This is a genomic window from Limnohabitans sp. Rim8 (genome assembly GCF_943326455.1).
Lineage (GTDB): Bacteria > Pseudomonadota > Gammaproteobacteria > Burkholderiales > Burkholderiaceae_C > Limnohabitans_A.
This window is the reverse complement of the sequence record NZ_CALPTI020000002.1, coordinates 158,924-171,755: the sequence shown is the minus strand read 5'-3', so window position 1 is coordinate 171,755 and position 12,832 is coordinate 158,924. Positions and strand designations below refer to the sequence as shown.

General features: G+C 52.9%; 19 protein-coding genes. 6 read left to right on the top strand and 13 right to left on the bottom strand.

Annotated features, from left to right (window positions below):
• Both Q1M54_RS02150 and Q1M54_RS02145 read right to left on the bottom strand, forming a co-directional pair.
• The gene (locus Q1M54_RS02150) at positions 1-714 is read right to left on the bottom strand and encodes a hypothetical protein (RefSeq protein ID WP_300553240.1); all 714 of its coding nucleotides are present in this window, start codon (positions 712-714) and stop codon (positions 1-3) included.
• Positions 665-1,408, bottom strand: a complete 744-nt coding sequence (locus Q1M54_RS02145) for an SURF1 family protein (protein WP_300553238.1) — start codon at positions 1,406-1,408, stop codon at positions 665-667. Before Q1M54_RS02145 ends, Q1M54_RS02150 begins: the two co-directional genes overlap by 50 nt.
• Positions 1,409-1,422: 14 nt before the next feature.
• On the opposite strand from Q1M54_RS02145, the gene Q1M54_RS02140 reads away from it, so the two are divergent.
• Complete coding sequence (locus tag Q1M54_RS02140) at positions 1,423-1,656, top strand: twin transmembrane helix small protein (RefSeq protein WP_300553237.1); 234 nt, start codon at positions 1,423-1,425, stop codon at positions 1,654-1,656.
• 75 nt (positions 1,657-1,731) lie between these two features.
• On the opposite strand, the gene Q1M54_RS02135 is transcribed toward Q1M54_RS02140, so the two are convergent.
• The 8 genes from Q1M54_RS02135 to Q1M54_RS02100 all read right to left on the bottom strand — a co-directional run bounded on the left by Q1M54_RS02135 (position 1,732) and on the right by Q1M54_RS02100 (position 8,024).
• Positions 1,732-2,613 (bottom strand): cytochrome c oxidase subunit 3, encoded by an 882-nt coding sequence (locus Q1M54_RS02135; protein ID WP_300553234.1) that lies wholly within the window; start codon positions 2,611-2,613, stop codon positions 1,732-1,734.
• A gap of 42 nt (positions 2,614-2,655) precedes the next feature.
• Complete coding sequence (locus tag Q1M54_RS02130; RefSeq protein WP_019425765.1) at positions 2,656-2,883, bottom strand: DUF2970 domain-containing protein; 228 nt, start codon at positions 2,881-2,883, stop codon at positions 2,656-2,658.
• Positions 2,880-3,503, bottom strand: a complete 624-nt coding sequence (locus Q1M54_RS02125) for a cytochrome c oxidase assembly protein (RefSeq protein WP_300553229.1) — start codon at positions 3,501-3,503, stop codon at positions 2,880-2,882. The genes Q1M54_RS02130 and Q1M54_RS02125 overlap by 4 nt, the downstream gene beginning before the upstream one ends.
• 10 nt (positions 3,504-3,513) lie before the next feature.
• Complete coding sequence (locus Q1M54_RS02120; RefSeq protein ID WP_300553227.1) at positions 3,514-3,630, bottom strand: cytochrome oxidase small assembly protein; 117 nt, start codon at positions 3,628-3,630, stop codon at positions 3,514-3,516.
• Positions 3,631-3,635: 5 nt separating this feature from the next.
• Positions 3,636-5,252, bottom strand: coding sequence for a cytochrome c oxidase subunit I (gene ctaD, locus Q1M54_RS02115; protein WP_300553225.1), 1,617 nt, complete (start codon positions 5,250-5,252; stop codon positions 3,636-3,638).
• A 32-nt stretch (positions 5,253-5,284) separates the two neighbouring features.
• Positions 5,285-6,457 (bottom strand): cytochrome c oxidase subunit II, encoded by a 1,173-nt coding sequence (coxB, locus tag Q1M54_RS02110; protein ID WP_300553223.1) that lies wholly within the window; start codon positions 6,455-6,457, stop codon positions 5,285-5,287.
• Positions 6,458-6,534: 77 nt separating this feature from the next.
• Positions 6,535-7,011 carry a DUF2244 domain-containing protein gene (locus tag Q1M54_RS02105; RefSeq protein WP_300553220.1) on the bottom strand — a complete coding sequence of 159 codons (477 nt, stop codon included), beginning with the start codon at positions 7,009-7,011 and terminating at the stop codon, positions 6,535-6,537.
• Positions 7,012-7,106: 95 nt separating this feature from the next.
• On the bottom strand, positions 7,107-8,024 hold the full coding sequence (locus Q1M54_RS02100) for a biotin synthase (protein ID WP_300553217.1): 918 nt from the start codon (positions 8,022-8,024) through the stop codon (positions 7,107-7,109).
• 135 nt (positions 8,025-8,159) lie between these two features.
• Between Q1M54_RS02100 and Q1M54_RS16380 the strand changes: the two genes are divergently transcribed.
• The 3 genes from Q1M54_RS16380 to Q1M54_RS02090 are packed head-to-tail and all read left to right on the top strand — an operon-like array spanning position 8,160 to position 9,416.
• The gene (locus Q1M54_RS16380; RefSeq protein ID WP_366146240.1) at positions 8,160-8,387 is read left to right on the top strand and encodes a hypothetical protein; all 228 of its coding nucleotides are present in this window, start codon (positions 8,160-8,162) and stop codon (positions 8,385-8,387) included.
• Entirely contained in the window at positions 8,363-8,860 is a 498-nt protein-coding gene (locus Q1M54_RS02095; RefSeq protein ID WP_366146239.1) for a ComF family protein, read from the top strand. Before Q1M54_RS16380 ends, Q1M54_RS02095 begins: the two co-directional genes overlap by 25 nt.
• Before the next feature lie 58 nt (positions 8,861-8,918).
• Positions 8,919-9,416: a tRNA (cytidine(34)-2'-O)-methyltransferase gene (locus Q1M54_RS02090; RefSeq protein ID WP_300553212.1), complete on the top strand. Its 498-nt coding sequence runs from the start codon at positions 8,919-8,921 to the stop codon at positions 9,414-9,416.
• Here the strand turns inward: Q1M54_RS02090 and Q1M54_RS02085 are convergent.
• Both Q1M54_RS02085 and Q1M54_RS02080 read right to left on the bottom strand, forming a co-directional pair.
• Positions 9,407-9,862 carry a MaoC family dehydratase gene (locus Q1M54_RS02085; protein WP_300553210.1) on the bottom strand — a complete coding sequence of 152 codons (456 nt, stop codon included), beginning with the start codon at positions 9,860-9,862 and terminating at the stop codon, positions 9,407-9,409. The two genes, Q1M54_RS02090 and Q1M54_RS02085, sit on opposite strands and share 10 nt — an antisense overlap.
• A gap of 81 nt (positions 9,863-9,943) precedes the next feature.
• Positions 9,944-10,555, bottom strand: a complete 612-nt coding sequence (locus tag Q1M54_RS02080; RefSeq protein WP_300553207.1) for a hypothetical protein — start codon at positions 10,553-10,555, stop codon at positions 9,944-9,946.
• Positions 10,556-10,607: 52 nt separating this feature from the next.
• Here Q1M54_RS02080 and uppS point away from each other — a divergent pair, with 52 nt between their 5' ends.
• On the top strand, positions 10,608-11,357 hold the full coding sequence (uppS, locus tag Q1M54_RS02075) for a polyprenyl diphosphate synthase (RefSeq protein ID WP_300553204.1): 750 nt from the start codon (positions 10,608-10,610) through the stop codon (positions 11,355-11,357).
• Positions 11,358-11,485: 128 nt separating this feature from the next.
• On the opposite strand, the gene Q1M54_RS02070 is transcribed toward uppS, so the two are convergent.
• Positions 11,486-11,785 carry an H-NS histone family protein gene (locus Q1M54_RS02070; RefSeq protein ID WP_300553201.1) on the bottom strand — a complete coding sequence of 100 codons (300 nt, stop codon included), beginning with the start codon at positions 11,783-11,785 and terminating at the stop codon, positions 11,486-11,488.
• Between the two features lie 218 nt (positions 11,786-12,003).
• Between Q1M54_RS02070 and Q1M54_RS02065 the strand changes: the two genes are divergently transcribed.
• A complete protein-coding gene (locus Q1M54_RS02065; protein ID WP_300553198.1) occupies positions 12,004-12,831 on the top strand; it encodes a symmetrical bis(5'-nucleosyl)-tetraphosphatase in 828 nt (275 codons plus the stop codon).
• Position 12,832 lies beyond the last annotated feature (1 nt).

Genomic DNA, 12,832 nt, shown 5'->3' with positions numbered 1-12,832 from the left:
TCATCGTCCCGCTTGGTCCCAAGAAGATGAGGCCTTGAGTAAGCGGTTCAGGTCTCTTTTGGCTTTGGAGGCGCCTTCGACATCCATGTTCGCTGGAAAACGCATCATGAAGTTGCCCATGGGGTCCACCACGTACAAGTGGTCTTGCGCCTGTTGCCCTGCTCCCGGGGTGATCCAACGGCCCACTGTTTCCGAGTCCATTCGGAGCACATGGGCGCCATGCAGTGCAGCTTGCAAAGCAGACGGAACGGGCGCAGCATCGGTCACCAACCAAACTCGGTCCAGTCGGTCTTTCTCGCGACCCAGAATTTCCCTCAACTGCCTTTGAAAATAAAGATTTTGCTGGCAGCGCTCTTCACACGCACCAGAAGACACGCTCACCAACAACCACTGGCCTTTGAGTGACTGCAAAACAACATCTTGCGCTTGGTCATTTTTGACCGTGATGCTGGGCATGTCCTTTTGCGGCTGAATCAGTTCGCCGTACACACTGCGGCCCTCAGGGCGAAGCACGTAATAGGTGAAATAAGAGGCCAAAACGGGCGACGCGCAGACCAGCATCATTGCGATCATTTTCCAGCGACCCATGCGCGTGCGCTGGGCATCCGCATGCACCAGCTCACCCGGACTTGGCAATTCATGAATGGTCAAGGCCAGGGGACTTTCAGCGGACTTTGGGGGATCGACGGGGTTGGACAATTTGGAACCAGACATAAAGTAGAGCGATCAAGGCGCTGAGGCCAAACCATTGAAAAGCGTAACCATGGTGCTTTTCAACACCACTGGCCACCACAGGCCATTCACGAAGCAGCCCTTCAGATGCTGCTCCGGACTGGAGCAGTGTGAACCGGGGCAAGTCCAAACCCGTTTGATGCTTGAATTCTTGCCAGTCGAGATTTTGCCGTATCGGTCCTTTTTCCTCGCCACCAAAATCGTAGAGCCTTGACGGCCATGGGGCCAAATTTCCTGCCACTTCAACGCGCTCTTGAATCTGCCCCACAGGCGGCAATGCGGTACGGTCCGTGAATGAACGCTGAACCCAACCGCGCTGAACCAACACCGTGATGCCTGCGCCCTCAAGCTTGAGCGGTGTCAAAACAAAGAACCCAGGCTTGGCATTCATTTGCCGGTTCTCCAAGTAAACAGTGTGCTGGTGTTGCCAATGCCCAACCAACACCATGCGGCGATGCAGCAAGTCTTCGCGGGCATCAGACAGTTCAGAGTCCACTTTCAGGCTTTGGCCATTCAGCACTGGCTTTTCGGCCTGTTGGGTTCTTGCCTGTTGCAACGATGTTTTTTCAGCCGCGCGACCCAGTTGCCACAGGCCCAATGAAAAGGTCAGCCCTGCGCTCAACACAGCCAGCGCCAACAAGAGCCATCTTTGTCGCCCCGGGGTTTTTTCAGTCATCGGATAATGCCATCATGAAAATATTGGTTATCGTTGCTTTTATGGCCATCTTGGCCAGTCTTGTCTGGGCTTTGCTTCACATGATGAGGGGCAGTGTGCCCCCTGAAGACGGTTCAGCACCACCCAAAAACAAAATGGCCACTGCACTCGCCCTTCGGGTGGGTTTGTCGATTGTTTTGTTTCTTTGCGTTTTGATTTCTTGGAAGATGGGCTGGATTCAACCCACAGGCATTCCCCCTGGGCTTTGATTCAATCAGCTGTCAACTCAATCCATCTCAATAAAAAAGCGCCCAAGGGCGCTTTTTTATTGAACCGTAAAGGCCTTACATCCAGTAAACCAGGATGTACAAGCCCAACCAAACCACGTCAACGAAGTGCCAATACCAAGCAGCACCTTCGAAACCAAAATGACGGTCTTTGGTGAAGTGACCTTTTTGCAAACGCAAAGTGATGAACAACAACATCAACATGCCCACAAACACATGAAAGCCGTGAAAACCCGTCAACATGTAGAAAGTCGAACCGTAAATGCCCGATGACAGCTTGAGGTTCAAATCACCCCAGGCGTGAGCGTATTCATAGCCCTGAACAAACAAGAAGATGACGCCCAACAGAACCGTCATCCACATGAATTTGATGGTTTTGAGGCGATCGCCCACTTGCAAAGCATGGTGAGCGATGGTCAATGTCACACCTGACGTCAACAACAAAGCTGTGTTGATGGTGGGCAACCAGAAAGGACCCATGGTTTTGAACGGCTCCACAATGCCTGCAGGCGAAGTGGTGGCGCCCGCTACAACACTGGGCCAGGCCGCTTTGAAATCTGGCCAAAGCAAAGCATTTTCCAAACTGCCCAGCGCTGGAATTGAATGGGACCTGGCCCACCACAAGGCGGTGAAAAAGGCTCCGAAGAACATGACTTCTGAAAAGATGAACCAAGTCATGCTCCAGCGGAAAGACAAATCAACCTTTCGGCCATACATGCCCGTTTCGCTTTCGTGCACAGCTTCTGAAAACCACTGGTACAGAACAATCAACCACCAAGCCAAACCAAAAAACAGGCAATACATGCCCCATTCAGAACCATTGATCCATTGACCTGCGCCCAAAATGACGAAAAACAAACCAATGGCCGACATCACGGGGTGACGTGACTCGTGCGGGACGAAGTAGTAAGGCGTGGTGCCGTGTGCTGCTGAACTCATGAATACTCCTGCTCTCTCTTCATTCGAAATCTGATGGTTGGGTTACAGCACAAAGGGCTGTGCCACCACCCAATTGACCAGGGCGATGAGCCCCAATACAAACAACAATGCTGCACCAATACCCACACCAATGATGTGAAAAGGGTTCAGCTTCTCAAGGTCTTGTTGATACTCGGAACCTTTGCGCAAACCTACAAAAGACCAAAGTACCGCTTGAACTGTCCTCAAAAAGGAGGACGGCTTCACAGATGGGGTTTCTGTCGTGCTCATGAGCCCGAACCCGTCAAATTCGTCACTTGCTTCACCGCCAAAGGTGCACTGGGTGCCACAGGGGTTTTGCCGCCCACCTCAAAAAAGGTGTAGGACAAAGTGATGGTGGTCACGTCTTTGGATAACTTGGGATCGATCACGAAGGCCACTGGCCAGGCTTTCTTTTCGCCCGGCTCCAAGGTGTACTCGTTGAAGCAAAAACACTCCAGCTTGTTGAAATGGCTGGCAGCTTGCTTAGGGGCGTAACTGGGAATGGCTTGTGCGGCCATGCGGCGGTTTTGCACGTTTTGAAACTCATACATCACCGTGCTCAACTCACCGGGGTGAACCTGCATCGAACGCATTTCTGGCTTGAACTGCCAAGGACCGCGCACATTCGCATCAAACTCGACGGTGATGGTGCGACTGGTGTCCACTTGGCTGTTGCGCAGGACCTGTGCTGCTTGAGCGGCTTTGGCGTTACCAGGCACCTGCGTTTCAGAGATCGACAAAACGTTGATCCCGGTGATTTCGCAAATGGCCTTGTAAATCGGCACCAATGCATACCCGAAGCAAAACATGCCCGCAGTCACAACTGCCAGCTTGCCGACCATCTTCAGGTTTGCACCACGCAAGTTCATCGAGTGTCTTTCAGGTATTGAGCAACAAGATTTTGGCCACGAACCCGGCCAAAACAGCACAGGCCACTGATAACAAAATCAAGCCCAATCGAACATTGCTTTTTCTTTGCTCAGGTGTCGTGGACATGGTGATCAACCAATCACGCGGGTCGCTGACGCGTCCAGCTTGGGTGGGTTCTCAAAAGTGTGGAAAGGTGCAGGAGATGGAACTTCCCACTCCAGGCCTTCGGCGGCTTCCCATGGCTTCTGAGGGGCTTTTTCGCCCTTACCCAGCATACAAGGCAAGACCACGAACAGGAAGAAATAGACCTGCGCGAAACCAAAGAAGAAGGCACCTACCGAGGCAATCATGTTGAAGTCAGTGAACTGCATGGGGTAGTCAGCGTAGCGGCGGGGCATACCGGCAAGGCCCAGAAAGTGCATCGGGAAGAAGGTCACGTTGAACGAGATCAGGGACCACCAGAAGTGGATCTTGCCGCGTGTTTCGTTGTACATCACACCGGTCCACTTGGAAATCCAGTAATAAACACCGGCAAACAAAGCGAACAAGGAACCCGCCACCAGCACGTAGTGGAAGTGCGCCACCACGTAATAAGTGTCTTGCAACTGGATGTCGATTGGGGCCATGGCCAAGATCAAACCCGTGAAACCACCCATGGTGAACACGAAAATGAAGCCCACCGCAAACAGCATGGGCGTTTCAAAGGTCATGGAGCCGCGCCACATGGTGGCGATCCAGTTGAAAATCTTCACGGCCGTAGGCACAGCGATCAGCATCGTGGCATACATGAAGAACAACTGACCCGTCACCGGCATACCGGTGGTGAACATGTGGTGCGCCCACACAATGAACGACAAAATAGCGATAGACGATGTGGCATACACCATGGAGGCGTAACCAAACAACTTCTTGCGCGAGAACGCGGGCACGATCTGGCTGATGATGCCGAAGGCCGGCAAAATCATGATGTACACCTCAGGGTGACCGAAGAACCAGAAAATGTGCTGGTACATGACGGGGTCGCCACCGCCAGCGGGGTTGAAGAAGCTGGTGCCAAAGTGACGGTCAGTCAAGGTCATGGTGATCGCGCCAGCCAACACAGGCATCACGGCGATCAGCAGGTAAGCAGTAATCAACCAAGTCCATGCGAACATGGGCATCTTCATCAAGGTCATGCCAGGCGCGCGCATGTTCAAGATGGTGACGATGATGTTGATCGAGCCCATGATGGAAGAAGCGCCCAAGATGTGCATCGCGAAAATCGCTGCGTCCATCGAAGGACCCATTTGCAGGGTCAAGGGTGCATAGAGCGTCCAACCAGCGGCAGGGGCTCCACCGGGCATGAAGAACGAACCTACCAGCATCAAAGACGCAGGAATCATCAGCCAAAAACTGAAGTTGTTCATGCGGGCAAAGGCCATGTCAGATGCGCCAATTTGCAAAGGGATCATCCAGTTCGCAAAACCCACAAAAGCAGGCATGATCGCACCGAACACCATGATGATGCCGTGCATGGTGGTGAACTGGTTGAACAACTCAGGGTTCACGATTTGTAAACCAGGCTGGAACAACTCCGCACGGATACCCAGCGCCAGCACACCGCCCACCATCAACATGGCAAAACTGAACAGCAAATACAAAGTACCGATGTCTTTGTGGTTGGTGGCGTACACCCAGCGACGCCAGCCAGCTGGCGCGTGACCGTGGTCGTCATGGGCGTGATCGTGATGGTCTAGAACGGCACTCATCTTGATTTCCTTTGATTTGAATACGGTAGGGCTTATTTGCGAGCGGCCAAGACGTCGGCTGGTTGCACGATTTGCCCGGTTTTGTTGGACCAGTTGTTCTTGGTGTAAGAAATAACAGCAGCGATATCGGTATCAGACAACTGCTTCCAAGATGGCATGGCACCATTGCCTGCTCCATTGAGCAAAACAGCGATCTGCTTGGACTTGTCTGCGTCCAGAACAATGGAAGAACCGTCAAGCGCCTTGATAGACCCGGCTACTTTGCCAGACGCTTGGTGGCAAGCAATACAGTTGGATGCGTAGACTTTCTCACCGCGCTTGGTCAAATCGTCCAAAGCCCAAACTTTGCTCGGGTCGTCTGCTTTGGCCAATTGCTTCTTCTTCTCTGTGGCCACCCATGCTGTGTAATCTTCTGCCGACAAAACTTTCACATGGATGGGCATGTAGGCATGCTCTTTGCCGCAAAGCTCTTGGCATTGACCGTAGAAGTCACCTGTCTTTTCAGCACGAAACCAAGTGTCGCGCACAAAACCTGGAATGGCATCCTGTTTGATGCCAAAGGCAGGCACGGCAAATGCGTGGATCACATCATTGGCAGTGGTAATCACGCGAACTTTCTGACCCACAGGAACCACCAATGGGTTATCCACTTTGAGGAGGTAATTGTCACCTGCTGGCTTGCCGGCATCGGACATGGCACGGTGCGATGAATCGAGGGTAGAGATGTAGCTCAGACCTTCACCTTGACCATTGATGTAGTCGTAACCCCATTTCCACTGGTAACCCGTGACCTTGACGGTCAAGTCGGCGTTGGTGGTGTCTTTTTGAGCCACCAAAACCTTGGTGGCCGGCAAGGCCATCAAGATCACGATGATGAAGGGTACAGCGGTCCAAACCACCTCGACCGTGATGGATTCGGTAAAGGTAGCGGGTTTGTGGCCCACTGACTTGCGGTGCTTCCAAATGGAATAAAACATGACCGCAAAAACGGCAATGAAGATGACCGTGCAAAGGATCAGCATGAACCAATGCAACCACTGCTGCTCTTCGGCAATCTTGGTGACTGCGGGGTGCAAATTGAGCTGATTGACTGCAGGGCCACCCGGCAAGTCGTTGACAGCGTGGGCTGCTGTTGCAACCCATGCACCTGCAAAAATGCCCGCGCGCGATAGCAGCGTAGCCAATTGGTTGGAGATATTCTTCATGGTTCTCACTAACTTCCAAGACACTGTTGAATTCACACTTTAGACAAACTGAAACAGATCCAAATTGCCACCTGGCATCACGCTGAACGCAACGCCTTTCTAATTTCTCGCGCCAGCACTTGCCGGAGCTCCGGGCGAACAAAACGCCCCACTTCAATCGATCGACCCTGGCCTGACAACTCGATCAAACTCAGGTCACCGGATTTCGGTTCTACCCTCACCCATTGACGCTCAAACTCAGTCCTCTCCAATTTGCCCGCCGTCTCAAGCTCCACCACCAAATTGGCGCCCTGCAAAGAAATCAGCTCTCCGTCAGCTGCATGGCGGGCATAGACCAAGAAAGCCAATCCCACAACAGCCACCTCCAGACCGGCAAAAGCCAAGACAAGCGTGGCACCTTGCAGCCAAAAAAAGACACCTATGGCCAATGAAACGGTGCACAAAAATATGTACATCCAGCCCAGCTGAACAGGTGTAAAAGAGCAATTGCGCTTTAGCCGCCAATGAATGGAAGGCCCAGAGACTTGTGCAAACTGATAAGCCTGATTTGACATCCGTCAACTTTCAATAAACTAACACGCCATCAAGCAATCGCTGAGTTCAATTTCGGCCGGATTTTACCTGAGAACCACCCCTCTTTTGACAAAACTCAAAGTTTGTCCGGCATACCCCCAGACGAACGCAGCATATGGCGCATTTGGTCCAGCCCGATTTCCGTTGTCGATGCCAATTTGGCCCTCGGTTGAGGTTTTAGAGCATGTCCGTAAACGATTTCAAAGCTCAAAGAGAGTCGCCCATCATTTTCTGGGCGAGCCAGTGCCATCAAGGCCTGCAGCAACGAACGCTTCCAAGAGCGCCCCCTCAGGCCTGCGAAACGATGGACATGCAAATTGCGCCCCAATTCGCGCAATTCGGCCAATAAAGCCTCAGGCGAGGCAAAAGTCAAGGTGATCCGCTCCATGTCCATGACCGGTTCGGCAAAACCCGCTTGCACCAACATGTCGCCCCAATCGTGCATGTCGGTGAACTCATGGGCAGGCTGAGGCCAACCTGCACGTTCATAAATTGGCCGCAACTCCCGCAGCGTGTCGGGCCCGAGACAGGAAAACATCAAAAACCCATTCACAGACAAAAAACCATGCCATGACTGCAGCAAGGCCTGAGGTTCTGGGTGCCCGTGCAATTGCATATTGGCCCACAGCATGTCGGCCGTGTGCTCAGTCGGCACGCCCAACCGCTGCCTTTGACCCTTTAAAGCCAGCACTTGCCACCAGTCGCGGGTGATCAAGGATTGGGCCGACTTGGCATTCTCAGCTTGTTCGCAGACCAGCCATGCGCGGGCATTCGGGTAACGCTTGACAAGCGACTTGTGCGCAGCCACGCCCCCGCTCAACGGCTCCCAATGAACCCATTGCTGGGGTTGCAATGTGATGAAGTCCAACCGTTCTTGCATGCGCGAGGCTACTTCTTCGTGCAACCAAGGCGATTTCACTGCCGACAAGGGCCTTCCCAGCCATCTTGCAGCTGCTACAGGGTCCAAGGACGGTGGTCTAGAAACTGAGGGCATGGATGGTTCAAATGAATGACAAGCAATGGACACGCCGGTTGCAAGGAATGCTGTGAGGGTTGCGCCGCCTTGCTCATGGGTTGTGGCTTGAGTATATTGACACGATGTGGCCCCTTTCTTTTAAGGCAAAGTCTTTTGCGTCGAATGCAAATTCGAGAGCAGGTCTTTGGCATTGGTTACCCAGCCGCTGCGCCATCTGCCATGACTGGCCCCATGCGCCGGTCTGTGAGGGATGCATCACCCACTTTGCACAGCCCCAAAACCGTTGCCCTCAATGTGCATTGCCATGGCCACATGTTGGGCGGCCATGTCCAGTCTGCCAAGACCAAGCGTCACCCTTGGACATCTGCCTTGCCGCTGTGACCTACGCTTGGCCATGGGTGGACCTGATCGCAAGATTCAAATTCCAGCAACAAGCTGGTTGGTCCCATGCCTTGGCCACTTTGATGATGAGCACACCTTGGGCCGAAGACATATTGGACAAAGCGGATCTTGTTTTGCCCATTCCGCTTTCCGCACAACGGTTGGCCTTTCGTGGCTACAACCAATCATGGGAGCTGGCCAAACAATTGAGCCCCTCCAAAGCAGATGTTCAAATGCTGCTGAGAACACGTGACACGCCCTCACAAAGACAATTGCCTCGCCATGAGCGACTCGCCAATTTGGTTGATGCGTTCGCTGTCGAGCCCCTTCGGGCAGGACAATTGAGAGGAAAACGCGTGGTGCTGGTGGACGATGTGATGACCACTGGCGCATCTTTGCACATGGCAGCCCGGGTGCTGCGCCAAGCTGGTGCTGTCCATGTCAGCGCCCTGGTTCTAGCCAGAACCGAATAGATCATGTCCACATGACGGCTCTTCGACGTGACCAAAACACCAAGGCACAATAGGCGCCATGTTTCATATTGTCTTGGTTGAACCCGAAATCCCGCCTAACACCGGCAACGTCATCCGTTTGGCCGCCAACACCGGCTGCACCTTGCATCTGGTGGAGCCTCTAGGGTTTTCGATGGATGACAAACACATGCGGCGAGCTGGGCTCGATTACCACGAATATGCCGACTTACGTCGCTACGCCGACTGGGATGCATTTTTAACGAATGCGCGGCCCGCAGCAGACCGTATGTATGCTTTGACCACCAAAGGGAGCCGTTCCGCTTTCGGCGTGCGCTTTGAACCCGGCGACTGGCTGATCTTTGGTTCAGAAACACGAGGTTTGTCGCCCGAACTGCGTGAGCAATTTGCGCCGGACCAACGCATCAAGTTGCCCATGCGTGAAGGCCAACGCAGCTTGAACCTCTCGAATGCGGTAGCGGTCACCGTGTTTGAAGCCTGGCGGCAAAACGAATGGGGTGTGGCGCGCGCCAACGAAGGCTTACCCCCTCAGGCGTAAATTCGTACCAACGACTCGGCTGCGCATACGGGTTTGTCGCTGCCCTCACGCTCAACCGTGACGTTCCATTGCAGCTGAAGGCCATTGCCCTCAATCGGCGTAGCCGAATGCAAGTGCAGATGCGCGCGCAAACGGCTGCCCACGGGCACCGGCGCCATGAAACGCACCTTGTTCAAACCGTAATTGACCCCCATCCGCTTGTTGCGGACATCTATGGTCTTGTCAAAAAACTGCGACAACAAAGACAAGGTCAGAAAACCATGTGCAATGGGCGCCCCAAAAGGTCCCAGCTTGGCCCGCTCCACATCACTGTGAATCCACTGGTGATCGCCCGTGGCCTCGGCAAATTGGTTGATCTGTTGTTGGGTGATCTCTACCCACTCAGTCGCAGCCACATCTTGGCCGACACAGGCGGCCAATTCGGCCAAGTTTTCAAATGTTCTCATAACGGTCACTTTATGAGGGTTCGGCCTGCAGGGGTGTCGATGACGTGACAGACAAAAATTGGTCGTTTTTTCAGGCCCTCTTCAATTTTTGATCTTCTTAATTGGCTTGTGAAGGACTTGCAACTCGGCCCGCAGACGTGTCAACTCAGAGCGGTAGTTTTCCGCATCGCCGAAATCGGCAAAGCCATGGTAGTGAGGATGGGCCTGAAGGATGCGCTGCGAGTGCTTGATGGGACACCAATACTGTTCGGTCAAACCAAACACTTCACGGCAATAAGCGATCAAACCATTGCCGTAAGCGCAATAAGCACAGTTGATTTTTTCAAGCCAATTCAGATAAGCCAAGTGCGATCGGTCGAAAACCCAAAAATCTGAGCGTCGAACCCTCGGGATATTGAACAGGGGAAAACACACCCACTGGTAAACATAAACAAAAAAATCCAGCATCAGCATGGGCACGAGCACGGGATAAATAAAGGGCACACACAAGACATGTCGCCACTCGGCGGTCAACACATAAACCAGCAAGCCTTGCTTGAAACGCTTTTGCTGAGCCAACACCTCTTTTTCAAACCGGACCTTATTCGCTTCAAAGTCGACTTGCCAGAGCTGGCGGCGAGTCTTGGCCTCTTGCTCAATGGCCAACTCGATCCGCTGAATCCGGTCCAAGAATTCTTGAATTTGGGGTGACATGCAGACTTTCTTAAAACGCTGACAAATGGAACCACTTAGGCAGCCCCCTAAAATGAGCGCCAACCAACCCATCCCTTTTCAATTGGCTGCTTCCAAATCCCCTGCTTTGCCCCAGCACATTGCCATCATCATGGATGGCAATCGCCGTTGGGCCAAGAGCCGCTTCATGCCCGCGGGGCTGGGCCATGCCGCAGGCGCACAAAGGGTTCGTGAAATCGTGAAATCGTGTGCCGAATTTGGTATTCCACATTTGAGCCTTTTTGCTTTCAGCACAGAAAATTGGAAAAGACCACCCGACGAGGTCAGTGCACTTCTGGGGCTGTTCATGACCTATCTCAAAAAAGAGATTCGTGACATGAACGCCAACGGCGTCCGACTCAAAGTCTTGGGCGACAAGCTCAAATTTTCGGATTCTTTGCAGGAATTGATTGCAGATGCTGAGCAGCAAACAGCTGGGAACGCCGGCATTACCCTTTATATCTGTGCCAACTATGGTGGTCGCTGGGACATGTTGCAAGCGGTCAAAGCCTGGCAGAGCAGGAACCCATCTTTGGGACTTGAGTCCTTGACTGAAACCGCATTGACACCCTGTCTGAGCACGGCCGATGCACCCGAAGTGGATTTACTCATTCGAACCGGCGGCGAATCTCGTGTCAGTAATTTCTTGTTATGGCAAGCCGCATACGCGGAATTGTTTTTTTGCGAAGAGTTATGGCCTGACTTCAATCGTGAAACATTGAACAGAGCACTGGTTTGGTTTGCTGGGAGGGACCGCCGTTTTGGTTCATCTGCACCTATTTGATGCTCACACTCTGGTTTTTTAGTTGATCCAGATCAATTTGAACTGACAAAAAAGAAAACCCCGCATTGGCGGGGTTTTGAGAGAAACTGGGAATACCAGTTCCTTCAGCTAAGCTTTAAGGATCGACTTCAGCCAATCACAAAGGGGGTGCGGTCACGGCCTTCAATCCATTTCGGCGCTTTGCCACGTCCTGTCCATGTTTGGCCCGTAGCGGGGTCACGGTACTTGGCCGCCACTTTGCTCACGACTTTTGCGGCGCCGACTTTGCTGGCGCGACCTGGAAAGACGTCTTGTGCGGTGAGTCCAAACTCGGCCACCAATTCACGCACTTTGGCCACCGCGGCAGAAATTTCATTTTGGCGAGCCTGTGAAATGGCCAGTTCAAGCGCTTCGCGTTGTTGTAAAAGTTCTTTGTAAGACTGTGTCATGTTAATTCCCCTGAAAAAATAAAAATCATAATATAACGCAAAATCAATTTCCCTCATCCCATCATTGAATCTTATTTGCGCATTAATTGAAAAACTCCACGACTCAATGTTTTCGGATCTTCACTGCTCGCTGACAGAGGGGTTTGATCCGGTTAGGAAATGGTCTTGGCAGTTTAAACCATCAAAAATCATTCAAGCCCATTGGTTAAACGACCCCTATGACATGTTATTGGATTGGTGATATTCAAGGCTGTAACCAGCCTTTCGAACATTTGCTGGAAAAAATTGATTTTTCTCCGAGCCGGGATCAACTGGTGATATTGGGTGATTTGATCAACAGAGGGCCCGGTTCCGAGACTGTGCTCCGACGGCTGATGGCTTTAAACGGCAGCGTGCATTGCATATTGGGTAACCATGACTTGCACGGTTTGGCCGTGGCCAGCGGGTTGAGACCAGCCGGACGCACGGACACCTTGAATGCTTTGCTTCAAGCACCCGACAAGAGCGAATGGCTGGAATGGCTGAGGCACCAACCGCTGGCCCGATGGTCTCACGGTGTGCTGTCGGTCCACGCTGGCGTCTTGCCCTCTTGGACAGTCCAGCAAACACTGGCATTGGCGGGTGAAGTCGAAGCCGTTTTGCGTGGGCCAGATTGGCTGGCGTTTTTAGAACAGATGTACGGCAACGAGCCCTCGGTCTGGCATGACCACTTGAAAGGCATTGACCGTTGGCGTGTGGTGGTCAACGCCTTGACCCGCCTGCGCTTTTGCACACCAGCCGGTGAGATGGAATTCAACACCAAAGAGGCCGCTGGCTTGGCCCCAGCAGGCTACGTGCCATGGTTTGAGGTTGTTGGCCGCCGCACCGAGGGCACCACAGTGGCTTTCGGTCATTGGTCGACGCTGAAGCAACCTCCACGCACCGATGTTTGGGCTTTGGACACAGGGTGCGTGTGGGGTGGCTGCCTCAGTGCCATGCGGCTGAACCAAGATGGCAGCCATGACAGGATACAAGTGCCCTGCCCGCAAGCTCAGACACCCGGGTAAT

Coding starts and splice junctions, on each gene's coding strand:
- coxB (WP_300553223.1), bottom strand. CDS start 6,457: ATGAAGAATATCTCCAACCAATTGGCTACGCTGCTATCGCGCGCGGGC.
- uppS (WP_300553204.1), top strand. CDS start 10,608: ATGAGCGCCAACCAACCCATCCCTTTTCAATTGGCTGCTTCCAAATCC.
- Q1M54_RS02130 (WP_019425765.1), bottom strand. CDS start 2,883: ATGAGCACGACAGAAACCCCATCTGTGAAGCCGTCCTCCTTTTTGAGG.
- Q1M54_RS02150 (WP_300553240.1), bottom strand. CDS start 714: ATGTCTGGTTCCAAATTGTCCAACCCCGTCGATCCCCCAAAGTCCGCT.
- Q1M54_RS02120 (WP_300553227.1), bottom strand. CDS start 3,630: ATGTCCACGACACCTGAGCAAAGAAAAAGCAATGTTCGATTGGGCTTG.
- Q1M54_RS02105 (WP_300553220.1), bottom strand. CDS start 7,011: ATGTCAAATCAGGCTTATCAGTTTGCACAAGTCTCTGGGCCTTCCATT.
- Q1M54_RS02145 (WP_300553238.1), bottom strand. CDS start 1,408: ATGACTGAAAAAACCCCGGGGCGACAAAGATGGCTCTTGTTGGCGCTG.
- Q1M54_RS02090 (WP_300553212.1), top strand. CDS start 8,919: ATGTTTCATATTGTCTTGGTTGAACCCGAAATCCCGCCTAACACCGGC.
- Q1M54_RS02085 (WP_300553210.1), bottom strand. CDS start 9,862: ATGAGAACATTTGAAAACTTGGCCGAATTGGCCGCCTGTGTCGGCCAA.
- Q1M54_RS02070 (WP_300553201.1), bottom strand. CDS start 11,785: ATGACACAGTCTTACAAAGAACTTTTACAACAACGCGAAGCGCTTGAA.
- Q1M54_RS02135 (WP_300553234.1), bottom strand. CDS start 2,613: ATGAGTTCAGCAGCACACGGCACCACGCCTTACTACTTCGTCCCGCAC.
- ctaD (WP_300553225.1), bottom strand. CDS start 5,252: ATGAGTGCCGTTCTAGACCATCACGATCACGCCCATGACGACCACGGT.
- Q1M54_RS02080 (WP_300553207.1), bottom strand. CDS start 10,555: ATGTCACCCCAAATTCAAGAATTCTTGGACCGGATTCAGCGGATCGAG.
- Q1M54_RS02065 (WP_300553198.1), top strand. CDS start 12,004: ATGACATGTTATTGGATTGGTGATATTCAAGGCTGTAACCAGCCTTTC.
- Q1M54_RS02140 (WP_300553237.1), top strand. CDS start 1,423: ATGAAAATATTGGTTATCGTTGCTTTTATGGCCATCTTGGCCAGTCTT.
- Q1M54_RS02100 (WP_300553217.1), bottom strand. CDS start 8,024: ATGCCCTCAGTTTCTAGACCACCGTCCTTGGACCCTGTAGCAGCTGCA.
- Q1M54_RS02125 (WP_300553229.1), bottom strand. CDS start 3,503: ATGAACTTGCGTGGTGCAAACCTGAAGATGGTCGGCAAGCTGGCAGTT.